Source organism: Acinetobacter sp. WU_MDCI_Abxc222 (assembly GCF_025514755.1).
Lineage (GTDB): Bacteria > Pseudomonadota > Gammaproteobacteria > Pseudomonadales > Moraxellaceae > Acinetobacter > Acinetobacter geminorum.
This window is the reverse complement of record NZ_JAHPVG010000003.1, coordinates 1-26347: the sequence shown is the minus strand read 5'-3', so window position 1 is coordinate 26347 and position 26347 is coordinate 1. Positions and strand designations below refer to the sequence as shown.

24 protein-coding genes and 3 tRNA genes are annotated in these 26347 nt (G+C 36.0%); 10 read left to right on the top strand and 17 right to left on the bottom strand.

The window, feature by feature from the left end:
• Positions 1-63: 63 nt before the first annotated feature.
• Positions 64-948, bottom strand: a complete 885-nt coding sequence (locus KTJ10_RS06075; protein ID WP_262441581.1) for a LysR substrate-binding domain-containing protein — start codon at positions 946-948, stop codon at positions 64-66.
• A 92-nt stretch (positions 949-1040) separates the two neighbouring features.
• Between KTJ10_RS06075 and KTJ10_RS06070 the strand changes: the two genes are divergently transcribed.
• From KTJ10_RS06070 to KTJ10_RS06055, 4 genes are all read left to right on the top strand, one after another.
• The gene (locus KTJ10_RS06070) at positions 1041-1358 is read left to right on the top strand and encodes a carboxymuconolactone decarboxylase family protein (RefSeq protein ID WP_262441580.1); all 318 of its coding nucleotides are present in this window, start codon (positions 1041-1043) and stop codon (positions 1356-1358) included.
• Positions 1349-1759 carry a tautomerase family protein gene (locus tag KTJ10_RS06065; protein ID WP_262441579.1) on the top strand — a complete coding sequence of 137 codons (411 nt, stop codon included), beginning with the start codon at positions 1349-1351 and terminating at the stop codon, positions 1757-1759. The genes KTJ10_RS06070 and KTJ10_RS06065 overlap by 10 nt, the downstream gene beginning before the upstream one ends.
• Positions 1760-2358: 599 nt before the next feature.
• Positions 2359-4044 carry an aspartate-alanine antiporter gene (gene aspT / locus KTJ10_RS06060; RefSeq protein WP_032005367.1) on the top strand — a complete coding sequence of 562 codons (1686 nt, stop codon included), beginning with the start codon at positions 2359-2361 and terminating at the stop codon, positions 4042-4044.
• Between the two features lie 56 nt (positions 4045-4100).
• The gene (locus KTJ10_RS06055; protein WP_002116631.1) at positions 4101-5699 is read left to right on the top strand and encodes a bifunctional aspartate transaminase/aspartate 4-decarboxylase; all 1599 of its coding nucleotides are present in this window, start codon (positions 4101-4103) and stop codon (positions 5697-5699) included.
• A 91-nt stretch (positions 5700-5790) separates the two neighbouring features.
• Here the strand turns inward: KTJ10_RS06055 and KTJ10_RS06050 are convergent, their stop codons facing one another.
• Positions 5791-6345 carry a TetR/AcrR family transcriptional regulator gene (locus KTJ10_RS06050; protein WP_002116614.1) on the bottom strand — a complete coding sequence of 185 codons (555 nt, stop codon included), beginning with the start codon at positions 6343-6345 and terminating at the stop codon, positions 5791-5793.
• A gap of 1009 nt (positions 6346-7354) precedes the next feature.
• Positions 7355-8446 (bottom strand): DUF6670 family protein, encoded by a 1092-nt coding sequence (locus KTJ10_RS06045; protein ID WP_262441578.1) that lies wholly within the window; start codon positions 8444-8446, stop codon positions 7355-7357.
• A gap of 412 nt (positions 8447-8858) precedes the next feature.
• Here KTJ10_RS06045 and KTJ10_RS06040 point away from each other — a divergent pair, with 412 nt between their 5' ends.
• On the top strand, positions 8859-9092 hold the full coding sequence (locus KTJ10_RS06040) for a hypothetical protein (protein ID WP_262441748.1): 234 nt from the start codon (positions 8859-8861) through the stop codon (positions 9090-9092).
• Positions 9093-9125: 33 nt separating this feature from the next.
• Here the strand turns inward: KTJ10_RS06040 and KTJ10_RS06035 are convergent, their stop codons facing one another.
• The 7 genes from KTJ10_RS06035 to csuAB form a co-directional block, all read right to left on the bottom strand.
• On the bottom strand, positions 9126-9647 hold the full coding sequence (locus KTJ10_RS06035) for a hypothetical protein (protein WP_032005360.1): 522 nt from the start codon (positions 9645-9647) through the stop codon (positions 9126-9128).
• A 113-nt stretch (positions 9648-9760) separates the two neighbouring features.
• Positions 9761-10780, bottom strand: coding sequence for a Csu fimbrial tip adhesin CsuE (csuE, locus tag KTJ10_RS06030; protein ID WP_032005358.1), 1020 nt, complete (start codon positions 10778-10780; stop codon positions 9761-9763).
• Positions 10777-13275 (bottom strand): Csu fimbrial usher CsuD, encoded by a 2499-nt coding sequence (gene csuD, locus KTJ10_RS06025; RefSeq protein ID WP_262441577.1) that lies wholly within the window; start codon positions 13273-13275, stop codon positions 10777-10779. The genes csuE and csuD overlap by 4 nt, the downstream gene beginning before the upstream one ends.
• Complete coding sequence (csuC, locus tag KTJ10_RS06020) at positions 13272-14105, bottom strand: Csu fimbrial biogenesis chaperone CsuC (RefSeq protein ID WP_148728131.1); 834 nt, start codon at positions 14103-14105, stop codon at positions 13272-13274. The genes csuD and csuC overlap by 4 nt, the downstream gene beginning before the upstream one ends.
• On the bottom strand, positions 14099-14617 hold the full coding sequence (locus KTJ10_RS06015) for a spore coat U domain-containing protein (RefSeq protein WP_262441576.1): 519 nt from the start codon (positions 14615-14617) through the stop codon (positions 14099-14101). The genes csuC and KTJ10_RS06015 overlap by 7 nt, the downstream gene beginning before the upstream one ends.
• Positions 14618-14621: 4 nt before the next feature.
• Positions 14622-15170 carry a spore coat U domain-containing protein gene (locus KTJ10_RS06010; protein ID WP_262441747.1) on the bottom strand — a complete coding sequence of 183 codons (549 nt, stop codon included), beginning with the start codon at positions 15168-15170 and terminating at the stop codon, positions 14622-14624.
• A gap of 73 nt (positions 15171-15243) precedes the next feature.
• The gene (gene csuAB / locus KTJ10_RS06005; RefSeq protein WP_002049140.1) at positions 15244-15780 is read right to left on the bottom strand and encodes a Csu fimbrial major subunit CsuAB; all 537 of its coding nucleotides are present in this window, start codon (positions 15778-15780) and stop codon (positions 15244-15246) included.
• A 583-nt stretch (positions 15781-16363) separates the two neighbouring features.
• Here csuAB and KTJ10_RS06000 point away from each other — a divergent pair.
• The 3 genes from KTJ10_RS06000 (at position 16364) to KTJ10_RS05990 (ending at position 18465) form a co-directional block, all read left to right on the top strand.
• Positions 16364-17002, top strand: a complete 639-nt coding sequence (locus KTJ10_RS06000) for a TetR/AcrR family transcriptional regulator (RefSeq protein WP_017480795.1) — start codon at positions 16364-16366, stop codon at positions 17000-17002.
• A gap of 197 nt (positions 17003-17199) precedes the next feature.
• On the top strand, positions 17200-17601 hold the full coding sequence (locus KTJ10_RS05995; RefSeq protein ID WP_262441575.1) for a DoxX-like family protein: 402 nt from the start codon (positions 17200-17202) through the stop codon (positions 17599-17601).
• Positions 17602-17631: 30 nt separating this feature from the next.
• Positions 17632-18465 (top strand): SDR family NAD(P)-dependent oxidoreductase, encoded by an 834-nt coding sequence (locus KTJ10_RS05990; RefSeq protein WP_262441574.1) that lies wholly within the window; start codon positions 17632-17634, stop codon positions 18463-18465.
• A gap of 148 nt (positions 18466-18613) precedes the next feature.
• On the opposite strand, the gene KTJ10_RS05985 is transcribed toward KTJ10_RS05990, so the two are convergent.
• Together KTJ10_RS05985 and gltS are read right to left on the bottom strand one after the other, a co-directional pair.
• The gene (locus KTJ10_RS05985) at positions 18614-20449 is read right to left on the bottom strand and encodes a monovalent cation:proton antiporter-2 (CPA2) family protein (RefSeq protein ID WP_262441573.1); all 1836 of its coding nucleotides are present in this window, start codon (positions 20447-20449) and stop codon (positions 18614-18616) included.
• Between the two features lie 192 nt (positions 20450-20641).
• A complete protein-coding gene (gene gltS / locus KTJ10_RS05980; protein ID WP_014207191.1) occupies positions 20642-21877 on the bottom strand; it encodes a sodium/glutamate symporter in 1236 nt (411 codons plus the stop codon).
• A 432-nt stretch (positions 21878-22309) separates the two neighbouring features.
• Between gltS and KTJ10_RS05975 the strand changes: the two genes are divergently transcribed.
• Both KTJ10_RS05975 and KTJ10_RS05970 read left to right on the top strand, forming a co-directional pair.
• On the top strand, positions 22310-23461 hold the full coding sequence (locus KTJ10_RS05975; RefSeq protein ID WP_068611593.1) for an alpha/beta fold hydrolase: 1152 nt from the start codon (positions 22310-22312) through the stop codon (positions 23459-23461).
• A 706-nt stretch (positions 23462-24167) separates the two neighbouring features.
• Positions 24168-24491 carry a hypothetical protein gene (locus KTJ10_RS05970; protein WP_130172373.1) on the top strand — a complete coding sequence of 108 codons (324 nt, stop codon included), beginning with the start codon at positions 24168-24170 and terminating at the stop codon, positions 24489-24491.
• On the opposite strand, the gene KTJ10_RS05965 is transcribed toward KTJ10_RS05970, so the two are convergent.
• The 5 genes from KTJ10_RS05965 to KTJ10_RS05945 all read right to left on the bottom strand — a co-directional run bounded on the left by KTJ10_RS05965 (position 24492) and on the right by KTJ10_RS05945 (position 26215).
• On the bottom strand, positions 24492-24962 hold the full coding sequence (locus KTJ10_RS05965; protein ID WP_005073517.1) for an AnBLUF65 family BLUF photoreceptors: 471 nt from the start codon (positions 24960-24962) through the stop codon (positions 24492-24494).
• 278 nt (positions 24963-25240) lie between these two features.
• Positions 25241-25450 (bottom strand): cold-shock protein, encoded by a 210-nt coding sequence (locus tag KTJ10_RS05960; RefSeq protein WP_086265869.1) that lies wholly within the window; start codon positions 25448-25450, stop codon positions 25241-25243.
• A 438-nt stretch (positions 25451-25888) separates the two neighbouring features.
• Positions 25889-25962: transfer RNA gene (locus KTJ10_RS05955), tRNA-Trp, on the bottom strand.
• A 67-nt stretch (positions 25963-26029) separates the two neighbouring features.
• A tRNA-Leu gene (locus tag KTJ10_RS05950) sits at positions 26030-26114 on the bottom strand.
• Between the two features lie 27 nt (positions 26115-26141).
• Positions 26142-26215 (bottom strand) — tRNA-Trp (locus tag KTJ10_RS05945).
• Positions 26216-26347: the final 132 nt, after the last annotated feature.

Here is a 26347-nt window from a genome sequence, read left to right as displayed (position 1 = left end):
GATAAATTAAAATATAAATCAATCGAAAAACTATCCAAGTCATCATAAATTTTGAGATGAAAATTACCGTAGGTGCTGTTCAATATATTGTTGAAACTGCTGAATAATATGTACAGATTGTGTGGTGGAATTGAAATAGAGACCAAAATTTAAAGGCTTAAGTTCCGGCAATGCATCGCTTTCTATGCGATGAATGTCTGAAGGAATCTGAAAACATGATCTCAAGCTTATACCAATACCCGCCCTTACAGCAGGCCATAACGCTTGAACAGAATTACACTCATAAGCAATATGCCAAGCCTGCCCAACCTGTTCCAATGCCTCAATAGCCATTTGTCTTAGAATACAAGGTTGCTGTAATACCACGAGTGGAATGGAAGCTTTATTTTCAATAATTTGCTGAATATGTGGATGAGAACAAAATAACCACTCAGTCCCTACACTCCGTAGTTCATAAAATTTTTCATGTGCTTCAACCTGTTGCCAGATTAGGGCTAAATCAAGCTCTTGCTTTTGTACTTTATCAATCAAGTTAAGATTTCGATCGACTTGAATTTGAAACTGTACATTAGGGTGCTGAAACATAAACTGAGCAATGAGTTGCTGTAAGGCTCCTTCAGCAAAATCTTCTTGTAAACCGAAACGAATAACCCCGCTGGCTTGAGTCTGATGCAATTTTAAAAGAACTGTATCGTTAATAGCCAACATGTTTTTTGCATGACTAAATAACAATTCACCACTTGGGGTAAGCTCTAATAACCTGCCCTGTTTTCTAAGAAGCTGGCAACCTGTTTGCTGTTCTAATTTTTTTAATTGCGCGCTAATTGCGGCCGGAGAACGACATAAATGTTGTGCTGCTAGCTGATAACTACCCAGCTCGATTCCTTTAATGAACGCACGTAAAGCATCTAAATCAAGATTGGTCGGAAGTTTGCCATAATCATTCATATAAACCGAATTATTAGTTAGAAAAGTTTTGATTTTTTAAACTATAACAAACTGCCATATTAGCGACAACAGCACCAATGTTGAGTTCTAAAATGTTCAGAAAAATTGATATTCATAATTTAGAAATGATTTCGCCAAAACTTTATGAGTTTGGCAAAGACTATTTATTTGCAGATATCTGGCAAAGACCAATGCTTGATACTCAAACACGTTGCTTTATTACAATCACTGCACTTGTTTTACAAGGGCGTTATTCACAACTCGAATGGCATGTAAAAAATGCCTTAACTCAAGGCCTTACTAAAGAGCAAATTATTGAAACCATTACCCATATTGCTTTTTATTCAGGTTTGCCAACTGCTATTTCAGCACTTGAACATATGCCAGAGGAGATATGGTCATGCCCATGATTCGTTTTACGACCAGTTATGCATATACAACTCTTGAAAAAGCTCAGATATCGAAAATTGTGCAGACTTGTATGGAAGATTATTTCGATACACCCCAAAACGATTGCTTCCATATTTTTGAGCAATTGCCTCAAGGCAATATTTTTGTTGACGCAAACTATTGGGTGAAGTCTCCCCGCTCTGAAAAATTTATGCTGCTGTACATTACTTCCGGTAAACCCAGAACAGCTCAGCAAAAATCAGATTTAATGCAGCATGTGACAGCACAACTCCACCAGGAACTTAATATTCCAGAGCAAGATGTCATGTTTGTGATTGTGCAAAACAGTGCTGAAGATTGGTGCTTTGGTCATGCACAGCGAGCAGATCTTTATTTAAAAATGTTAGCTTCGAAACAGTAATTCCAAAGTTTTAAATCACTATAAGCCACTATTTTCAAGGTAATAAATATTTTTAAATATCAAGCTTCGATAACCAGAAGCTTTTTATTTAAAAATGAACACGGTTCAAGTTGATTTTATGTTTTTCTTTAAAATAAGTATTATTATGAAGATTTATTTAAATGTATTCCAAATATATTAAAAATTAATTTATGCGACACAATTATCAAAAAATTAATTTTAGGTAGATTGTTTTTTAATTTATATAAAAATGAGGACCAGCCTAACAATTAAAAATTAATCACTTAAATATCAACAAAGTAAAAACTTGTTTTCAAGATTAGATATAAGCAAGACGCTTTAATTTCATAAAATATTCTTTATATTATTGTAAATAAATTTTATCTATGATTAAAAAATTAATAGTTGATTTAAACACTCAGGATTACCACCACCCCTTGGATCACAAGCATTTTAAACTCATTAATTCTTATAATTAAACTTAAGAAAACCACCAAACTTAAAGGTTTGCTTAAGTAATTTTCATATTGTATTTTAAAAATGAAAAATAAATAAATTTATATATTAAAGATAGATCTAATAATAAAAGTGAGATCAAAATGATTGAATGGTTACAAGGTGTTTTAAAGCACAGCCCCGAAATATTATTGTTCTTATCACTCGCAATAGGCTTCTGGATTGGACAATTCCAGTTTGGAAAGTTTCAGTTTGGCGGAGTCGCAGGCTCCTTACTCGTCGCAGTTGTTTTAAGTCTTATTGGCGTACCTGTCGATAACGGCGTTAAAGCAATTTTATTTGCTCTCTTCATTTACGCAGTCGGCTTTGAAAGTGGCCCTCAGTTTTTTAAATCACTGGGTCCACAGTCCATAAAAGAAATTTTATTAGCAGTATTCATGGCAGTGTGTGGTTTAGTCACTGTTTTAGTAATGGCTAAAATTTTTCATCTCGATAAAGGCTTGGCTGCGGGTCTCGCTGCGGGCGGCATGACTCAATCAGCGATTATTGGGACTGCGGGAGATGCAATTTCTAGACTCGATCTCCCACTCGCAGAAATTCAAAGACTTCAGGCAAATGTCGCGATTGGCTATGCGGTCACTTACATTTTTGGTTCATTGGGAGCCATTATTGTCTGTGTGAATATCTTGCCTAAATTTATGGGTAAAGAAATTCACGACGATGCTTTAAAAGCTCAGAGTGAGCGGCTCAAAGGGGCTTTTGAACTCGCACCAGGCCAAGAACTGGCAATGCCGGAAATTGTGGGTCGTATTTATAAAGTTAAACAAGCCAATGGCCAAACTATTGCGGAAATTGAAGCAAAAGAGCCGAGTATTACGATTGAACGGTTAAAACGTAAAGATCAGTTTATTGATGTCGCTCCCGAGCTAACTTTACAAACAGACGATGTCATCTTATTGGTTGGTCGCCGTGCCAGTGTGGTTTCAGTTGCCGAGCAAATCGGTAGCGAATTACAGTCATCGCAAGGTATGGAAATGATTATGGATACCAGTGATGTCATCCTAAGAAATTCCAAATATCTCAACCGCACCTTAGGAGACATTAAGGCCAATACGCCTGCGTATTTAAAGCACGGTATTTATGTACTTGCAATTAAGCGTAAGGATGAGCCACAACCTTTAAGTGATGACACTGTTTTACGACAAGGCGATGTGGTCACTGTATACGGAACAAAAAGCGACCTCGACCGCTTGGTGAAAGAAGCAGGTAAAGCCCTACCTGAAAGCTTAAAAACGGACTGGATTTTCCATGGTGCAGGCCTTGTGGTTGGTTTGGTGATTGGTCTTTTTGTGATTCGTTTAGGTGATGTGCCTTTAACTCTTGGTGCTGGTGGCGGTGCTTTACTATCAGGTCTTCTGTTTGGTTGGATTCGAAGTCGAAATCAGGTGCATGGCAATATGCCTTTAGCGGCTTCACAGCTTCTTAAAGATTTGGGTCTTGCAGGCTTCGTTGCTGCCGTCGGCTTACAATCAGGTTTACAAGCTATTCAAACCATTAAAGAAAGTGGTCTTTCACTCTTTATGATTGGAGTTGTGGTAACACTGGTTCCTCTCCTACTTTCCATGCTCTTTGCTCGTTATGTTCTGCGTTATGACAACGTTGCAGTAATGGCAGGTGCACTATCTGGTTCACGCAGTGCAAACCCTGCATTTGGTGCAATTTTAGACAAAGCAGGAAACTCGATTCCGACCGTTCCATTTGCAATTACCTATGCCCTAGCAAATGTGTTCTTAACCTTACTCGGACCACTGATCGTAGGCTTGGCCTGATTTTATACATTGAATTAGAAATTTTATTCATCCCACTATAATTAAGGAGACGTCCCATGGGGAAAGTCGATTATTCTAAATACGCAAAACTCAGCCCATTTGAACTAAAAGATAATTTAATAGAATTAGCTCAAAGCAGAACTGACCGAATGATGCTAAATGCTGGGCGTGGTAATCCAAACTTTCTTGCTACCATCCCACGTAGAGCGTTCTTTCAACTGGGTTTGTTTTCTGCGACCGAATCCGAATTTTCATTTTCCTATATGCCGGAAGGTTTAGGTGGCTTTCCGCGCCCCGTTGGACTCCAGTCACGTTTTGATAACTTCATTTTGGAAAACCGTGACAAACCCGGTGTGGTCTTTTTAGGTAAAGCCGTGTCTTATGTGCGCGACCAGTTAGGCTTAGACCCAGATCTTTTTTTACTTGAAATGGTTGAAGGGATTTTAGGCTGTAACTATCCAGTACCAGACCGAATGCTTCGAGTGAGTGAAACAATTATTAAAGAGTACGTCTTAAGGGAAATGGGCGTACAAGGCATGCAAAAAAGAGACTTAGATCTGTTTGCGGTCGAAGGCGGAACAGCCGCAATGGCCTATATTTTTAACTCATTAAAAGAAAATAAAATTATCAAAAATGGCGACCGTATTGCCATTGGTAGCCCTATTTTTACACCATATCTTGAGATTCCAAAACTCAATGACTACCAGCTTGAAGAAGTATTAATTGAAGCCGACCCTAAACTCGGTTGGCAATATCCTGAGTCGGAGCTTAGGAAATTAGAAGATCCATCTATTAAAGCTTTCTTTTTAGTCAACCCAAGTAATCCACCATCGGTGAAAATGAGTGATGAAGGACTTGCGATTTTGGCCGATATCGTCAAAAAACGCCCTGATCTGATTATTTTGACCGATGACGTTTACGGTACGTTTGCAGATAACTTCAAATCACTATTTGCAATCTGTCCTGACAATACAATTTTGGTTTATTCGTTCTCTAAATACTTTGGTGCGACTGGTTGGCGACTCGGTGTCATTGCACTTTCAAATAACAATGTGCTTGATAAACAAATTGCGAACTTATCGAAAAAAGAGAAGAAAGAGCTTGAAGAGCGCTATTCATCTTTAACTACCGACCCAGCAAGCATTAAGTTTATTGACCGTTTAGTTGCCGATAGCCGAAATGTTGCTTTGAACCATACCGCTGGTCTGTCTACCCCACAACAAGTTCAAATGGTTTTATTTGCACTATTTAATATGATGGACTCACGCCAAAGCTATAAAAAAGCTGTTAAATCTGTTGTTCGTGAACGTGATGCAGCACTTTATAGACAGCTTGGCGTCGAGGTTCCAACAGATCCGAATGCTGTGGACTACTACACCCTAGTCAACCTTGAAAATACTTCACGGACTCTCTATGGAGATGAGTTTGCCGATTGGGTTATGAAAAATAAAAATCCGACCGAGCTATTATTTAGAGTAGCAGATGAAACAGGTGTGGTTTTATTGCCGGGTTCTGGCTTCGGTGTGCAGCACCCTTCTGCTCGTGCATCTTTGGCTAACTTGAATGAATACCAATATGCTGCAATTGGTGATTCTCTAAGACGTTTTGCAGATGAAGCTTATGCAGAGTATTTAAAAACTAAAAAAGGCAAATAAACACCTATATACAGTGAGGCTCTAGCAGCCTCACTTTTTTCTTTCTGTTCTTTAATTTGCTATTTCAGTTTTTGAATGTAAAAGGTTCAATTTAAGCATTTACCTTTAAAAAGTAATCTAGCAACTGATCAGGTTCTTCATTTTGGCTTGAACCTAAAAGTCCAAAAATCGCACCATCAATCATAAATACAAAAATATCTGATTCTTCATATGTAGCCCTTTTTTTAGATTCTCGCAGAACCCAGAAAATTTCATTTTTAAGCCATCGCCTATAACGAATTGCAGTTTGATATGCATTTGGATAAAGCTGTTTAATTTCAAAAATCGCTTTAAACAACAGATAATACGCCCCCTTTAAGTCCGCATGTAAAAGGTAAATTTGTCTAAGCTTAAGCGCCAAATCTGGATATTGACGAGATTCACTTACCGCTCTCACTTTTTCTTTTAAGTGTTCTTTTTGAACCAACAAACACATTTCAATTAATCTTTCTTTTGAGTGAAAGTAGTTGTAAAAGGTGGCTTTAGAAATTTTAGTTTCACTAACAATTCGGTCCACCCCAACCTTGTTGAAGCCGTATTGTTTAAATAAATCTGCTGCTGTATAAAGCGCTCGCGTTGCTCTAAATGAAACTTCTAAATTTTTCATGTATACCGCTTAAAATAATTTTTTGTTGTATATAAAAGAGATAGAAATGCCGTCACTCTTAAAATGAGTGCTAAATACAGGCATGCAAAAACCGCACAATAATGGTGTGCTCACCTATCTCTGGTTTATTGTTGCTATGTTTTAGTCGTAACGATTCTTAAGGTATAGAAACCTAAAGTCGGTTAAATCGTTTTAAAGACTGTTTAAACGGTATGGATAGAAAGAATTTGGCAAAGGTTGCCAACGAGAGAGAAGAAATAGTACGCATAACGGCGGACTCCTTTTGATTTAGAAGAGTCTTACCAATTACTGCTAAATAATGGTGGCAAGACTAGAAGGGTTAGCAGACTGGTACAAAAGGAAACCAGCACACCCGAAGGTGTCCCTCCTAGCCTCACCATAAAGGCGTGACTTAAGAGAACGCACAAAAACCAAAACAGCATTGTTGTGCGCCTTTTGTAGACGGTCTGCTAAAACCGACTGGCAATGTAGGCCAGCAGGCAAAGGATAATCGGCAAGATTTAGAGTGTCAATGTAAGGTTGAATAGAAAATAGTTAAATAATTATCGTTTTTCATTCAATTAGATAGTTAAGCTAAATTCTAGTTCAACTTAAATTTAAAGATATACAAATACTGCTAATGAATGGTGGCAAGACGGAAGAAGGTTGACAGACTAGTTAGACCCTAGCACACCCTAAAGTGTCCTACTTCCATCCTACCTCGACAGGAGGAGACGAAGAGCTTACAGGCAGAACCATTACTCAAAATGAAATAATTCTGATGCGGTCTAAATCAGCCTGTCAAAGCCGGCTGGCAATGTAAGCCAGCAGGCAAAGGATAGTGCTCAACCCTATTACAGTCAAGCACACAAAATGACACCTGTTTTAAAATAGATCATTAAAAAGTAAGGATAAATAATTAAAATCTATTGTTAAATTGAGTTTATAAAAACAGATATTTTCTAGTTCGCTTGAAGTTGTAGATAAACAACTAAGTTTTAAAACGATTTTATCTTCGGTCAATATATTCCAGATAACCCCTTCCTACTAATGGCTGATCATAGAATTCGCCTTGCCATGTATATGAAGAAACGAAACCAGCAGCCAATCCAAAACAATATGGAGTGTCTACTTGTGCTGAAATATCTAGAACCTTTTGATTATTGTGATAAGCAGCCCAGCGAAAAGTATTTGGTAAATTCATTGGAAAACCATCAGGTGTAATCTGTGGTTCTTCTTGAAGACTGGTTACTTCAAAAAGTATATCTCCGTTGTATTGAATTGATGTTTCGTCAATATGACGATAGTAAACAGAAGTCAAAATGGGTTGGTCTTCATAGCAAATAAAAGCCAGTAATAACTGCTGTTCATGGTCAATATTAATAACTTGATAGCTAAAGACTTTTACAGGAAGTTGAATATTCTCAACTAACCATTTGTTTTTGAGCATTGAGGTCGCTACAGCTTTCCAAGACTCAAGCGTACAAAGCCCCTTAATACTCTCACTATTGCCTTTTTGTTTAATGTAGCCGTCATAATGCATCAAGACACTAAAATGCTTATAAAAAGCACTATAGGCAAACCATGAAATAGCTTTTGTAGGCTTTAAATGAAGTTCTAGTTCTAAATCTTCTCTTTTAGTAATTAATATAAATCCATCACCATCCTCATCCATGACACTTTGATTGTCAAAATTAATCCCAAAAGGGGTTTGGTTAAACTTGATATCATTTTTGATTGAAAATGTTCTGTAGGCCTCAGGCGTTGTCGATAATGCTGTTCCATGTACCAAAGAAGCTGTATCCCCTTTTCCATCTTTAGACATTTGATAGTTGGTATCTGTAATCGTAAATCCAACATAACCTAATACCGAAGCCCAAGATAAATATCGAAATGGTTCAGGTAAGTCAGGAATCATGACCCCGTAATGTGTACTACCAAAGCGCTTATAAAGCGTATGAGGACTGAGTTCAAACTCTTTTGGCAATGTTGCTTGTCGCTCTGGTGTAACAGCTCCCAACAATGAGCCTGAAAGTTTGGCAACCTTTTGATTGGCTTTGTCTTTAAAACTCTTTGGTAATCTATCGCTTGAGATTAACATTTTTAAGATCCTTTATTTTTATCTACTTAAAAAATGAAGTTCCATATTAGAACTTGATAATTTGCAATTGAATGTTAATAAAGGACATCTTGATCTAAACAAATGCACTAAAACAAAAAAGCCAACTCTTTCGAATTAGCCCTAATTACCTCACGACCACGTCTGTGAAAATTGCTTTTGATTTTATTGTTCGCAACAATCTTCATCATTTTTGTTATGAGTCTAAATTAGCCTTTCTTTATGACAATCCGATTAAAAAAACATCCAAAATCTCTCCTAAACAAACTTCATACATAAAATATGTGTTTTAGAGAACTACATCACAATTTACAGAGCTGTACATTTTAAAGGCATATTCCGCTAAACGGCCAAGTCTATTATGCTTAAGTCATCTAATTGTTAAGTATGTATGATGGAACAGCAAACTTTATTACAAGAACTGAACTCACTCATTGAATACTACTCAAAAAGAACCGATTGCCCGCCTACTCGAATATGCATCGGCTATAGGGCTTATGCAAAATTGATGCAGTGCCCGCCTTTTGCGGATGAAGTGATGAATTCAGCCCTAGATCCAAATAAGCGAAAATATAAGAAGTTAAAAATTAAAATTACGAAAGATGATGACCAATTAGAGCTTGAGTAGTTATATGTTGTGAATATCTCAAATTAGTTTGTATTAAACTGAGAAATTTCTTTTTATGATTTCTACTTCTTCCGCTGTAATATTAGTTAAATGTATTGATGAAAGTTCCTTATTAGAGTTAAAACCAAAATATAATTCTTCATTTTTAAAGTAATATACTGATTTTTCAATATTTAAATAAGTTAAAACTAAGTAATCTAAACCTACAATTAATTGTAGTTCATAATTAAAATCATCTCTAAATATACTTGAATAATCCTCAGATATATTCCACTCTGAAACATCAAATTTAGGTAGGAAATTTTCCACAGGAAATGGAATTTTATATTTATTATTGTTTTTCAAAATGTTACTAGAATTTATTGATACAAGAGTAATATTAATTACTTCGCCAGTGTTACTTAAACCTAGTTCAAATAAACAAGTTTTTCCATTTCCACATCGCCAGTATAGATCAGCTAATCCACTATCAGAGAACTCAATAGAAAAAGGAATGTATGAATCTATGTTAGTCAGTACATGTTTAGGCTGCTGCTTATCAGACATAACTAACATAGGTGATCCTTATCAATCTAAAATTAAATCCTAAAATAATTATTTGATTGTAAGCTATTTTTCAAGACAAAAAGCCCATTAACTGAGCTTTTATCTTCTATATAAAACAGCTTTTAAAACTCGACTTGTACCGTGACCGTATCTTGATAAGTTCCCGCTGGTACCGTGTCTGCGTTTTCATCCACAATTTTTGTAGTAAACACATAATTCTGCTGAGTTACTCCATTATGTACGCCCGGGTTAATCGTTGCATTTAAACTCGACCAACGCTCGTTACCGCTTCCCCATCGATCATTCGATGAGTTCTTGAAAATATCGTATTTTAAAAATGTATTACCCGTTTGCGACTTCATAGCTCGTTGGTCGCCATTTTGCGGGGAAAGTCCATTGTTTAAACTGACATAATACGGCGTATTCACAGAACATCGTATTCCCATAGATGACTGAACAGGTTCAAGCTTGGACGCAAACGCTGCTGTACCAAAGTTTACGTCTTGAGCTAAAATTCGACAGTCCGGAAGTACAGTAATTGACAGTGAACCAAGCGAGTCTGTTCCAGTTCCCCAGTTAAAACCGATACCCAATACCCCGCGTTTAAACCCTGGGCTTTCAAAGAATATACCGATTCCGGCAATAGCAACCCCTGGTACCGAATAGAACCATTTTACTTTTAACGGTGAATCAGCCTGATAAACACCAGGTGATACGCTTTGCCCAGCCGGAAGGCGTATATAAAAAGGCAAATTACCATCTGGCCCGCTAAAAAGATTGACCAGTGTAAAGCTACTCATGTCTTTTTCTTGGCCTAAGCTAATGATTTCATTGTTACTATCTAAAATAACAGCATTGAGCTTTTCTCCGGTTTGAGCGTTGGTAAACGAATTCGACATTTGTTCAACTCGATATTTTAGATATGTCATGTTTGCTAAAGCCAGACTAAAACCCGTACATGACAAACCAGAATTAAACTGTGAAGAATTCTCACCGTTTTCCATTAGGTAAATAGACGGAACCGAAATAGTAGATGAACCGGAAGCACTCACACTACATGCAGCATGAGCCAAATTTCCAGCCAACATCAGTCCAGAAAACATACATAAATGGCTGAGTAATTTTTTTGTTTTTATTTTCATGGTAAAGATACCTCATGACACGTAACAGGCTTAACCACCACAATTTGTTGCTTGGCTTGCTCTACATCTACAGAAAAATCTGCCTTACATACGCTCTGATCCGAACGTTGAACAGTTACGGTATTGTTCGCTTTTAAATTTTCTAAATAGACAATGCCATCCATTCCCACATAAGACGACTCTTGGTCAGCTCTATGCACGACTGAACCAACAGGTATCGGTTTGCCGTCTGCTTGAGTTAAATAAACGTTAGCAGAAATAGACTGATGAACTGGGAACTTAATCACAACACCCGAGCCGCGTTTAGCAGCAATACGTTGTTCAACTTGCGTGATTGTAAAGTTTGAAGGTAAATCGATTGGGTCGACGCTGTATTTACCCGAATAATAAGGCGTCACCGATGGCACAAAAATATGGCCTTTTTTATTACTACGACCAATTAAACTGTTTTCGTATCTAACCAAAACATCTGGTACTTGGTTGGTATCGACCAATGCAAAAGAATCGCCTAAACGGTTTGAAGCAAATATCTCACCCCCCATATAAATAAGTGAACCAGATAGACCAAACCAATAGTTATAGTCATGGTTTCCAGACATACCAAAGTCGGTATTGATATAACCATTGCGGTAATTGACACGTGCCTGATTTAAATCTTCACTATTTTCATTAAAGCGTCGGGTCAAGTCGACACCCACACCGCCCTCAGACGGCACAGAACGGTTGAAATTAACATAACCCGTATCGCCCTCTTTATTAAATGCATAACCCGAGTTCACAGTCGCGTTTCGTTGGAACAGTGGTATCGAAAGCTGAAATGCAGCACTCCACTCTTTTTCGATAAAGTCACGGTTGGCACTTAAGGAAACGGTCACACCATTCATATAAGTCGGTAAAACAGGTGCCCATGACAAGTTTAAGAAGCGGTTTTTAAAGTCATTCGCCTTAGTATTAATATAACCGACGCCAAATGTGCCTGAGTTTTTGGTCGCAAAGTAAGTATTGGCCGTTAAGCTTTTATTGCTATTGACCGAAATTAAATTGCTATATTGCAGCCGTGAAAGATCGGTATATTCATCATCGCGCTGGTTATGGTTAATACTAAAACCAAACCGATTACGGTTATAGCTGTACCCGACCGTATATTGATTACCCTCTAAATCTTTAGCTCGATCTTCAGACATAGACTTATCGGCCTTACTTTGGCTAAAAGAAGCACTCAGCACACCTAAGTTTGCAAGCTTGAGTACAGACCCTGCACCCAATAACTGTAAGTCTGAAGAAAGTTCTGTACGACCTTCTACGGTAAACCAGTCATTGACCCCATAACGGGCATCGGCTGCACTTGCAAATTTTCCATAAGAAAAGTTCTTAAGTCCGTAGTCTTCACGAATTTTCCCTAAAGACAATGAGTAATCAAATAAGCCGGGCTTGAGCAAAGTATTAGAAATATAAAATGGGACCGCTGTTGTAACCTGACGCCCGACTGCATCGGTCGTGACCACAACAGCTTCCCCTTTACCATTAATAAAAGGAACATTGTTTAAAATAAACGGCCCAGACTGTACCTCTGTTGAACTGGTCTTTTGACCATTAATAATTAAATCGACTGTACTTGGCAACGCGGCTTGCCCAATAAACTGTGGCAATGGATAGGTAATTAAATCGGGTCGAGTTGAATAATTTCTCTGTACCTGAAAACCACCTAGACGGACAGAGCTTCCCCAAGTCGTTTTACTACCGGTAATAATGTCACCTAGTACAAAAGATGTAGCGTTATTTTGGTTATCAAATTGCCAAGATGTGTCATAACGACGATAGCCATCATTGTCTAAAGACTCGGCGTTACCTTCATTTTTATATTGATTTTTGACATAGACACCAGAGTTTTTAATAACCCCTAACGGAGAGAAAAAACGCTGCTCAGTAAATAAACTACTGGTTGAACCACCTTGATAGGGTCTATAAGTATAAAAATCATAGTTATTGAGCAGCCCTATACCAGACTGAGCAACGACAGGCTTATACCATGAGTCTTTACCTAAAACTTGAGTCGGCATCCAAGCAGGTGGAAAGTTAAGCTTAAAATATTGGTTTGATGATTGATATTCATAGCTTACATCTTTCAACTTATCTAAAGATATCCAGTCACTTGCATCACCACTAAACCCCAAAGTTAAGATATCTTGATTGGTTAAAGCAGTCTCGTTGTTTGTCAGTAGCTCCTGAGGAATTTGAATTTCTAACTCATCGATCAGCTTGTTTTTTTGTATGAAGTACTCATCATTTTTAACAATGACAGGCACAACCTGCTGAACTGAATATTGGTTTACAACCAAGTCTAGATATAGCTTAAACAATTGATTAATTTCGTTAATATCTTTTGGTGGTGGAGGCAAATCGCCAGCAACAGCAACATTTGGAATATTTAAGCATCCACCCGACAACAAAATTAGCAAAATACTTTTGCATAAATTATTATGCCGAAGGATCATGTTGGATCCTCCATTTTGGTGATTTCGATTAACTCTTGTTTTATGCCAGAGCTATCAACACCATAAATTTTAGAAGTTTTTAACAATTCATTTGCAGTCGACTTATCAATAGCAAACTTCACGGTACTATTCGATAAAACATAGCCAAAAGCAGCTTTCCCTAAAGAAATATCATTGCCAGTTTTTGAAGTTTTAAGTGCCGAAAGACGCGCAAATTTCTGTCCATTATTTTTTAAATATAGCTCAGACTGGCCTTTCTCATTGTTGCGGACGGACCACTGTAAAACGGGTTTGGCTAAAGGATTTTTTGCATTCGCTTTTTGGCTCTCTTCAGTTAAACCACTACCAATACCTTTTCCATAGGCAAATAACGGAATTGAGTAACGCATTTGGAAACTCACTTTAGAAGCGTCTTGCTCGTTTCCATCGGAAAGGCGAATCGGTAACTCATCTACAATCAACCGATATGACTGTTCTTTGCCATCTGGCAAATTGGCGCTTTTGGTTAAACGAAGCATATGCTTCTCACCTGCTTTAATTTTAGCTACAGGCGGGCTTGGTATAATTTCGGATTGCTCATTATAGTTATCTTTTAAGCCATCTTGATTCCATTTAAACACCCGAATTTGCACCATCGCATCGGTCTTGCCGGTATTTTGAAGCCAAACCGCTGTTGCTTTTTCATTGGCTTCAATTTTTGGATAAATAGGCCAAATTAAAAAAGTTGCTTGCGCCATCACAGGTGTAACAAGTGATAATGTACTTGCAAATAAAAAAGATTTTAAAATGCCATTTTTAATAAATGCAGAATTGTTCATACAAATCACCATGTAATCATTATTGAAACAGTATCTTTATAAATTCCAGCAGTATGTGGTTCATTATTATTTTCTAAATCAACGACACCATATATTTCAAAATTTGCCAGACGGTTTGTAGGTGTTGTGGCAGGCAATAAATATTTATTACCGACAACATATTCAGTAGACAAACTGCTAGAGTTATATAACTTATAAGGCAAATAATTCGAAGATGAACCATTTTTCATACGTCTTATATTATTCTGTAGATTTTCACCACCATCTATAGAAATACTAACAGGCAAGCTTTCAGTACAACGAATATTCCAAGATTCTTTGCTATTTATAATGTTAGAAACGACTTTATCTTTTGATAAAGCTGAATACTGACCAAAATCCATTTTCTGTTCGATATTATCTATTGAGCATCCATTTTCAATTTTAGCCTGAACTTTAAAACTAGAATTTAATTGAGGATCTACTGCATATACAAATGAACTTACAGATAGCAATAATATTGCTTTAAAATAAAAATATTTCATTTTCTTAAAACTCAATTGTAATTGGTACTATATCTCTATACTCACCCTTAGATATACGACCACCATCGTGTATGGCTTGACCAAAAATATCGATATTCTTTTTAATATTCATATCATTAAGAATAAAAGCATCATTCGCTCTAATTACTTGTTTATCTAAACCATAGAGCAAGTTATAAGCAACAAAATCTCTACCATTACTTAATGCATGATAATAATTTTGTGAAAAAGAAGCAGGAACTTTACTATCATTATTTCCAGAACCAAATATTATTTTTACAGTAGAAATACCAGCACACTGTATCTGTAAACCAGAGTTTCCATTATTCATAAAACTTGCGTCGATCACTCCATTAAAACCAGTTGAGGTTTCACCAAAATCAACAGTTCCGAAATTTAAATTTGTCGCATTATTTTCAACAACTTTATTATTAATAGAACAAGAGGGTAATAATTCAATTTGATTTGTTAACTTAGCTCCAATTTCACCCGCATTTAATGAAGAAATTAAAAAATAAGAAATTATAAATATAGAACCGCGATTAAATATCATCTCCCCTCCATTTAAAACAGGTTCACTCGCTTTTAAGTAAACCTGCCACTCAATCAATTATTTCTTTTTATATTTAGAAATTTACAGTAACTAATAGAGTATCTTTATAATCACCTTGAGCTTTTGCTGTGCCAGTGTTTGGAGCAATTGCACCGAAAATTGGTACCGCTGTAGCTTGGCCACTCACTGTAGTGAACTGTTGTGGCTGGTTTACAACATAAAGGTTTGTACGAGCAGCATCGCGGTAAACGTTATATGCAACTACATCAGCAGAAGCAGTATTTTTTAAAGTACGGTCTGTACGTTCACCACCATCAATTGCAACTGTAAAATCAACAGGATCCGTGCCGTCACAAGTCACAGAAATATTACCGCCTGTTGCTGCTGAAGCGACTTCAGCTGTTAATACGTTGTTCCAAGTACCAGAAGTTTTACCAAAATCTAAAGTACCAAACTTGTTCATATTCCCTTCAGTTTGACTACCACCTACAGTACAGCCTGTTGAGATATTTAATTTAACGTCAACCTGTCCAGTAACAGCCGCTTGAGTATTTACCGCATAACCAGCAACTATTAATGCTGCAAGAAGTGATTTCTGAATGTTTTTCATATTCATAACCTACATATATAATGATTAGTTTTGTAGAACAAAATGAATCAAACTCAATAAATAAAATATGTCCAATTTGTTTTATATATAAAACAAACTACCTTTTACTATTGTGTGATTCTTTTCACAATTTAATAACAATTATTTAACTTGTATACACACATTACAAAAAGACTATGTTTACTTATTTAAAATTCTTTCTTTAACAGTTAAAAAAACACCTAACTAAATACCCACCCCTACTTTAAAAAAAAGTCTAAAAAATAGAGAAAATAAATATCATCCATCAAATAAAAACTAGTCAATATTTATTCAAATACAATAATTTATAGATTTAATAAAATCATAAGAAACTTATTATTATTTAAACAGGTCAGACGACCTATTTTAACTATTACTTAAGAGACAAAAATAAGTCACATGACCTATTTTTTAATTTTAGATTAGGTCATATGACCGATATTAAAAAATTATAGGTCACATGACCTATAATTAGTTTAATAGAATTTAAATATTTTATTTATATTTTTCTAATTTCATGGTTTAGAATGCCTTTTTTTAAATAGTACTTACAGGCTGGATAATGATCAAAATTGATACCTTTGATACTATGCAAATAAAGAAGTCCTTTACCACACTAAAAGGACAAGAAAGAGTAAAGCAAATCTTAAAAAATGCTGAGATAGTTTTTCTTACCAAAGGTTATTCTGGTTTTAGTATGCGAGGAGTTGCAGCTCAATCGAATATTAGTTTAAGTACCTTACAGCATTATTTCCAAAATAAAGATAGTTTATTAAAAGCTTTACTCGATAAATTAATTTTCGACTACATACAGCGTATAGAAATTTTAATCAACTTAAATGCAAATGAGCCACCCTTGCATCGGTTTATGAATATTATCACTAATATAATATATGAAATAGAACAACCGGTCATTACGCATACATTTAAAGAGGTTTTTTCTATTTCAGATCACTTACCCTATGTATATGATTCTTTATCAATGATACAAAAATATAATTTTGAACTTATATATAAAATTATACTCCCTATTCATAATAAGATCTCATCAGAAGAATACAAAGAAAGAGCCATAATTATAATTACACAGCTCAACGGTTATTTAGTTCAACATTCAAACAAAAATACAGATGAATGCTATAAACAATTTCTAAGAAATATACTTTTAAAAAATATATCAAGATTAGTTAGTGAACCATAAAATTAAAAACATAGGAGTATTTCTCCTATGTTTTAATATAAAATTTTCCTATCATATCCCTACATTAATGTTAAAAAACAACCATAAGAAATGATTAAAAAACAAGCTAATCTTATTAGCTATTGAAGAATAAATTAAATCAAAACATAATAGTCGCAATGATCAAAATTGAAATTTCAATCTTTTAGAGAATCTTAATGAATAATGCTAAAGCATTAAAATTTATAAGCTTTATGCTCGCTTTCTTGTGGTTTTATCAAGGACTGGTTCCTAAACTAATCTTTATTAACTCTGATGAAATATTTGTATGGCAAACCATCGGACTTTCTTTTGAGCATGCAAAACTTGCAGGGCGCGCGAGCGGTATAGCTGAAATTATTTTTGGTTTATTGTTTCTTTTTTATACTCATAAATATATTCACTATTTAAGTATTTTAGGTTTATTCGGTTTACTATTCTTAATTGGTTTTTTAAAACCTTCTACACTTATCTCGCCTTATAACCCTATCGTAATGAATATTTCGATGATAAGTTTATCAATTATCTATTTGCTTTTATTAAAAGAGCAAACAACTCATTTTCATAAAGCTGCTCAATAGCGTTAATTTTAAAAAAATTTAGAGATTTCAATGAGTTTATCTAGTCGTGAAGTTGGCTGCGTAGTCATCACTGGAAGCACAAAAGGTATAGGTTTAGCACTCGCCCACGCTTTTTTAGATCTGGGATGTTCAGTTGTCATCGCTGGACGAAACGCGGAGCATCTTAAGCATGCTCTCAATCACCTAGAAAATCATTTTAGTAAAGAAAAACTTATTGGTTCATGCTGTGATGTGACACAAATTGCAGATTTACAAGCCTTATGGGAGGGAGCAATTCAGCATTTTGGACAAGTAAATGTGTGGATTAATAACGCAGGAAGCTGTCACCCAACGAAAGAGTTTATTGACCTTCAGTCAGATGAATTAAATGCAGCCGTTTCAACTAATATTTTGGGCACAATGCTTGGTTCGCAAGTAGCTCTAAAAGGCATGCTCCGACAAGGGTATGGCCAAATCTTTAACATGGAAGGTTGGGGAAGCAACGGCGAATGGAGTCCGGGAATGACCCCATATGCGACCACTAAACAAGCAGTAAGTTATTTTAGCAAAGCACTTTATAAAGAGACCAAATCGACTTCTATTTTAACTGGTACGCTCAGCCCCGGTATGGTCGCAACCGATCTGTTAGTTTCGTCTTGGACCAATGGCAACGTACAACACTGGAAAAAGATGAAGCGCTTATTTTTCTTTGTGATTGATCCACCAGAGGTTGTTTGTTCATATTTAGCAAAACAAATTATTCAAAACAAGAAAACCAATCGACGCATCGCATGGATGACGCCTTGGAAGCTTTTCCTTAGATTTTTACAACCCTATTATTGGCGCAGAAACCCAGTTAAAGGTACGGCTTTAGAGCGTTTGTAATCGGGTTTATGAATATAACTAAAAATCTAATTTTAATAAGGTCAAATGATTTGATTGGCAAACGGATGGAATTTAGCAACTTAGGTACTTCCACCAATAAAAATGCTCAGCAAAAGCTTTTCTACAAAACTCTTACTGAGCTTTATGACTAATTCACACCCTCATTCTCTGAAGTATCTTCTTTATTTAAAATCCGCCCTTCTTGTTTTGGTCGAATCAACGGTGCTGTAGGTCTTGGATGATGAGTATGTGTATATTGCATACCTACTCCCGCATTGACGTCATCTGCAGCGATTTCAGTTTCAAAACGCTCATTATCCAAATCTCGAATTTCCTCGGTAATTCTTTCTACCTCATCTTCATCCACACCAAGTTCTTGCAAAATCACGCCGCCAAACTTAATTGCAGATTCAAACGTTTCACGAATCATAAAGTCCACTTTTTGTTTAACTAAATGCAGTGAATGCTCACGGTCATATGAACGAACTAATAATTTTGCCAAAGGAAATTCATGGGTCACGAGTTCTACAATTCTATTGGTCGTTTCCTTGCTATCTACACACACCACAATCGCTTGTGCTGTTGCGGCGCCAGATGCATGCAGAATATCTAGACGGCAACCATCGCCATAATAAATTTTAAAACCAAATTTTTCGGCGTTTCGAATCATGTCGGTATTATTATCAATAATGGTGACATCGACACCTCTTGCTAACAACAATTGACTAGTAACCTGTCCAAAGCGCCCAAAACCGATCATTAAAACACTACCGCTTAGCCCGTCGGCAATATTGATATTTTCTAATGAAACCTTCGTTTTTGCTTGAGTAAAACGTTTGAAAATAATACCGACAATTGGGGTCAATACCATTGAAAGCACAACAATAGCGGTTAAGTTAGATTTAACGGTGCTATCAATAACTTGTGCACTTAGCGCAGCCGAGAATAGTACAAAAGCGAACTCTCCACCTTGAGCCATAAGTAAAGCGCGATCCAATGCTTCAGTATGAGAGCTTTTCGTTACTCGAGCGACCATATAAATCATGAGCGCTTTGGCAAACATTAGGGCAATTACGCCACTCACAATCAGTTGCCAGTTTTGAGCAACTACCGATAAATCCAATGACATGCCGACCCCAAGGAAAAAGAGGCCCAATAAGATCCCTCGGAACGGTTCAATATCCGCTTCAATTTGATGTCTAAAGGTCGATTCAGATAAAAGCACACCCGCCAAGAAAGCGCCCATCGCCATAGTCAAACCACTGACTTGCATGAGTAACGCCGCACCCAACACAACCAGTAAAGCCGCGGCAGTCATGACTTCTCGGGCTTTAGCAGCGGCCAATAGTCTAAATAATGGGTTCAGTAACCAATACCCTGCCGCAATAAGCCCAGCAATTGCGAGCAAACCAATCCCTATATTTTCTAGACGTACCGATGTGCTTTCGACCACATGATTCGGTGCCATAAAAGCAACAATAGCCAGCAATGGCACAATGAGTAAATCTTCAAAAAGTAGGATGGCTACAATTTTTTGTCCTCGGGGTTGAGTCAGATCCCCCCGATCACCCAAGAGCTGCATCACAATCGCAGTCGAGGTTAAGACGAACCCTGCCGCACCAATAAAAGCAACTTGCCATGTAAAGCCAAATAACAGCCCGACACCAGTTAAAGCCAACGCACAAATGATGATCTGCAATGTACCAAGGCCAAAAATCTCGCGTCTAAGACTCCACAAATGTGACGGCTGCATTTCCAAACCAATCACAAAGAGGTACATCACGATTCCCAACTCGGCAATATGCAAAATTGCGGTGGAATCTTGAAAAAAAGCAAAACCAAATGGACCAATAATTAGACCGGCAATTAAATAACCTAATACTGAACCTAAACCAATACGTTTAAAAATAGGAACCGCAATGACAGCAGCCGCCAATAAAACCACGGGGGCAACCAAGCTAATTGAATGTGCTTCTGAGCTCATACATTTCTCATTTTATTTATCTGCATTTATTCTATGTGAAACGAGGTTTAAGGGCGATTATTAGTTTTGAGAAAAAGCATCCTAAAAATAAAATGGTTTAATGATCCGAAAATAAAAATTGAGCCTATAAATAAGAATCAAATATTCATGGACAAACACCCATAAAAAAAGCCCTAACGGGCTTTTTTTATATTAGGCAATAAATTTCAACATGAGCTGAATGACTGTCGCATTAATTAAGTCGACAAAGAATGCACCACAAAGCGGAACGATTAAGAAAGCCTTATGCGATGGACCATACATGTTAGTAATGGCTTGCATATTTGCCACGGCTGTTGGTGTTGCACCCATACCAAAACCACAATGACCTGCTGCCAATACTGCTGCATCGTAGTTTTTGCCCATGACGCGGAACGTCACGAATGCTGCATATAAAGCCATCGTAATGGTTTGCGCACCTAAAATAACCACAAGCGGACCAGCTAGGTCGGCAAGTTGCCAAAGCTTTAATGAAAGCAATGCCATTGCTAAATAAAGCGACAAAGACGCGTTACCAAATACATCAATCGCACGGTCGAAAATATCAATTTTCAATACGCTTTCTAAAATGTTTCTTAAGATTACACCGCCACCGAGTGCCCAAACGAAAGTTGGTAACTCAAACCACGTTCCCTTACTAAAGCCAGTCATAAATTCAGCAAACGCTAAACATGCTGCAAACATACCCAGTGTAGTAATTGCATTATCGGCAGTAATTAAACGGACTTGATGCGGGTTTTCAAACGGAGCAAGGTCATCTGAATTTTGTTCAAGATGTGTGTCGCGATTTTGAATTTCAGCATTGGTTTTTGGTTGAGCAAGGCTGTAACGATTGATAAGCAATTTCGCTAAAGGCCCACCAATCACACCACCAATAATCAAGCCAAAAGTCGCGCTCGCCATACCTAATGCTAAAGCACCCTGAATACCATGCTGACTTTCTAAAATTTCACCCCATGCGCCAGCTGTACCATGACCACCTGTTAAGGTAATTGAACCAGCAATCAAACCAATAAGTGGGTCAAGGCCCAATAAAGTCGCAAGGCTCATACCAACAGCATTTTGCACAACAATAAATGAGGCTACACAAATTAAGAAGATGATTAAAGCAGTACCACCTTCTTTAAGCTTCATAAAATTGGCACTCAACCCAATTGAAGCAAAGAACACGAGCATAAAACTGGTTTGTAATTCGCTACTAAAAACAATGCTATACCCCCACAATGTGTGGACAAGTAAAGAAACTACAGCAGCAACCAAACCCCCCGCTACAGGTTCAGGGATATTATAACGTTTTAAAAAATCAATACGATTAACAAGAAAGCGGCCCAACAATAAGACGATAACCGCCGAAATTAGTGTATAAAAACCATTAAAAACAAATTCCATATATACTACTTTCTGATTACATTCCTAATGGATTGTAAAATAATTATATTTTATTTTTTATTATTTAAAAAAAACACAAACAAACTTTACAAAAACCATCTTTATTTAATAATACCAATATAAATCAATGTATTATTTTGAGTATTTAGTAAAAAATCATGATGTATCCTCTCTTAAATTTCTATATTGCTTTGATAATTAATTTTTTAAACATTTAAATGCTCAAGCGATGAAATCAAGACATCTGGTTGCCTCAATCTTATTACCGATTTTTTAAGTAAGAGTATGTTGGGCTAAGCTAAGCTCTACTTGATACATTTAAAGAAAAATCCTGTCTTTTGGGTCACTGAACTTCTCCATCATTCACTTTAATATCCTTCAAAGACCAGCTCTTTACTGTTCTGGGCAACATCTTTATAGGTTTTATATTCAATGAGTTTATTGCTTAAAGTTCGTCAGAACGTTCCACAGCTACAATCTATTAAAAAATCTCTTCAGACACGTGCTGGTCAAAAAATACCTCACATGCTGATCAATGCATCAGATCTCTTTTTCAGAGGCCCTCAAATAGCTTTGTCAGGAAAAACACCTTTTGATGTGATTCATAAGCATGAAATCATTACCTTACGCCATTATAAAAATGAGACTGATACCACTACTCCTAAACACCGCGTACCTTTAGTTATTGTTCCACCACTAGCAGTGAACATGCTCATTTACGATTTGTTCCCTACTCGTAGTTTTGTACGTTTCTTTTTAGCCCAAGGGTTTGATGTTTACTTAATTGACTGGGGCGTACCAACCCGACACCAAGCAAAATACAACTTCGGTACTTATATTAAAGTTTTCATGCCAGAGATGTTAAAGCAAGTTCGCCTACACAGCGGTCAGCAACAGCTTTCTTTGCATGGTTGGAGTTTAGGCGGCGCACTTTCGCTCTGCTATACCGCATTGTTTAAAGATAAAGATATTAAAAATCTAATTATTCTCGCTTCCCCTATCGACACACATAAAGCAGGTTATATGGGGAAACTATACGGTAGTCTTACCAAACCTGCCGAATGGGTTCGCAAACATACGCCGTTTCGTATTCGCCATCATGTACCAAGTGAAGCATTTCATATTCATGGCTGGCAAAACACGCTTGGCTTTAAATTAACGGATCCGATTGGAAATTTGAAAACATATTGGGAACTTTTTAAAAATCTAGATAACCGAGAGTTTATTGTCGATCATGCAACCTCAAGTTCATTTATCGATAATATGCTGGCCTATCCGGGCGGTGTCATGCGTGACATTATTCTCCGTTTCTGGATTGATAATGAATTATCTAAAGGTGTAGTTAAATTTGGTGAACTTACCGCCTATCTAAAAGACATTAAATGCTCTGTGTTAGCTGTTGGTGGCAACACAGATATTATTGTCACAGCTGATGCTGTTAAACCACTCATGGATTTAATTAGTAGCCAAGACAAAACATTTAAGGTGGTACCCGGTGGTCATATGGGCGTAGTTTCTGGTAGTCAAGCACCCACTACGGTCTGGCCCGAAGTGAGTACTTGGTTAGCTACTCGTTCAGAATAATTAATTCAAAAGCAGTAAAGCCAGTGTAGTCAGTTCTATGCTGGCCATAATTCAAATTTTATAAGTCTGATATTCTAGTTTCATTTATATTACAGTAGTTTTTTCTCATAATTCAAAAGCAGCTCATTACTAGATAACTCAAAAATATAAATATAATTTCCTCACTATTAATCACATTAAAATCCTTCAACACATAAATTTTATTTATTAGAAATACAACTTAATAAAACAATATTTTATCAAATGTTAAAATTTTTTAAATAGATCAATTTTTTCTTATTAATATTTATAAATTTTAAGAAAAGTACCTCTTAAAGTTGATGTTACTTTTTGTTATTTATGTAAAGCTCATCTAAACAATATATTTACTTAAGTTACTGTTAAACAATTATTTTTATAAATTTAATTTTGTAAAATTTGATCATTATTTATACAAATGTAGGCAGTCTCTCACAATTATGTAAGCCAAAGCTTACAACTCAACTGATTGTTTTTCTTATAATTAATTTCAGTACATATAAGCACTCTTTACTATTAAATAGAAAGCTGAATATTAATAAAGAGATCTGGAGAAAATGATAAAGTCATCTTTATTAATATAAAAACTCTTAATAATAGAAAAAGAATCTCAAAAATTAATATGTACTATCTTTCCTCTGGAAACAGAGGAAAGATACTTTTTTAATCATCAGATAGGGTATAGAAAATGTTTATTGCAAAAAATATATTTGTATATTTACTATCAATGTTAGCTTTATGCTTACTGATTATTTTCTTTAATTACATAGGAATAAACGAGACGATTAATCTTCTTCTCTCTTCTGCACTGTTTGGAATATTTATTACTTGGTATTTTAAAGGTAGTGGACTCTGTCTCGCCCTATTTAGCTTTTTTTATTGGGCTATGTTTGTCATTAGTCAAAGCTTAGAAGTGATATGGATGCTCGCAAGTTCAGTTATTGTATATTTAGTCATGACTAAAATATTACCTAAACTCAAGACCATCCATATTGGCGTGATAGCCAAATAGCTAAAACGGTTTCACCCCACGATTCACCATACCCACTTTCTTAACTGTGTTAATTTTAGTTTGTTCGGCAATGACTAATTCATTGATGAAAGCTTTTAAATTTTGCTCATCAAGACGAATAGGATTAAAAGTACTTTCTCCCATTTTTAGAAAGAAAGATTCGATATTTGTATTACGTTGTACATATTTCATTGACCATCGTTGAAACGAGTTTTGTTCAATGGAATATGTACACAACCATTTAACATTGTGGTGTCTTTCATCATTTGTAATTTTTTCAAATAATCGTTCAACCACCTCTCGTTCACCTTCCAAGCATTGAAAGAAAGCATTATCGGCATAATAGAGCACCCCACAGATCTGATTCAAATCATTGAAATCTCGTGCTTCTGTCAAAATATCACGCAAATCTTGCAACAAATCTTCATTTTTTTCGTTTCGTTGACTGGCATAACACAGGCGAACGTTCATTAGCAATTCCGTGAAATATAAAATTTCTTTATTTAAAGATTTTTTAATCTACCATATCTCTATTACTAATAATTTATATTTCACTCATATTCTAAAGTTTATTTTAAAAATACGTTCGATTATTAACTATAAGAGCTTAATAACTAATGATTTATATTCACAAGAAAATAAAAAGCCCTCCTATTGAGGGCTTTTAATGCTCTAAAAGAACAATAAATTTCTTTAAAAGCTAAAATAAAAAAAAGCACTAAAAAGTGCTTTTTTTACTTGCTGTTATATTATTGTGGAATAATATTTACAGCATTTGGGCCTTTTTGCCCTTGAGTAACGGTAAATGTTACGCGTTGACCTTCATGCAAAGTTTTGAAACCAGAACCTGTGATTTCTTTGAAGTGAGCAAACACATCTGGACCGTTGTCTTGTTGAATGAAACCGAAACCTTTAGTTTCGTTAAACCACTTTACTGTACCACTTACTGTATTAGACATGATATATCCTACTGATTTCTAATATTTTAGAATCATTAAATAATGACCCTATCATAACTTTGAAAAAAGAATAACAAATTGAGCTTAATATCTTAAAAAACGAAGGATTATGACTAAAACTACGATACTTAAAAGAAGATTTACTAACAAGTCTTTTTTCTAGTTAACAGCATCATACATGAAATAAAATTGTATTCAAGGCTTTTATATAAATAATTTCCAAAACTTAAGTTAAATAAATATAAAACAATAGCTTAAAAAAAGATTAAGAAATTCAGTACATTGCTTAATTAAAAAACAATCTATGATGTGATAAAAGCATTGGAAAGCAACAGATATAAAAATGTCTATTTAGAAAATTGCTTGAGCACGAATGAAAAGTTATTTTAAAAATATAGATAATAAAAAACTCCCGAATAGGAGCCTTATTTTATTTGATGGCAGAGGATCAAGGACTCGAACCTTGACGAACGGTTTTGGAGACCGTCATGCTACCATTACACCAATCCTCTATATTCATGATTAAACACTCACGATTTAATCATAAAAAAAGCAAGATCATCGTCTTGCTTTTTTCAATGGTGGGGGCGAAGAGACTCGAACTCTTACACCTTGCGGCGCTGGAACCTAAATCCAGTGCGTCTACCAATTTCGCCACGCCCCCATCTGGGACATTTATTTAAAATAAATGTGGCAGAGGATCAAGGACTCGAACCTTGACGAACGGTTTTGGAGACCGTCATGCTACCATTACACCAATCCTCTTCCAAGATCTAGATGACTTAACATCTACATCAAACTTTAAGTTATTAACTTAAAGTGGTGGGGGCGAAGAGACTCGAACTCTTACACCTTGCGGCGCTGGAACCTAAATCCAGTGCGTCTACCAATTTCGCC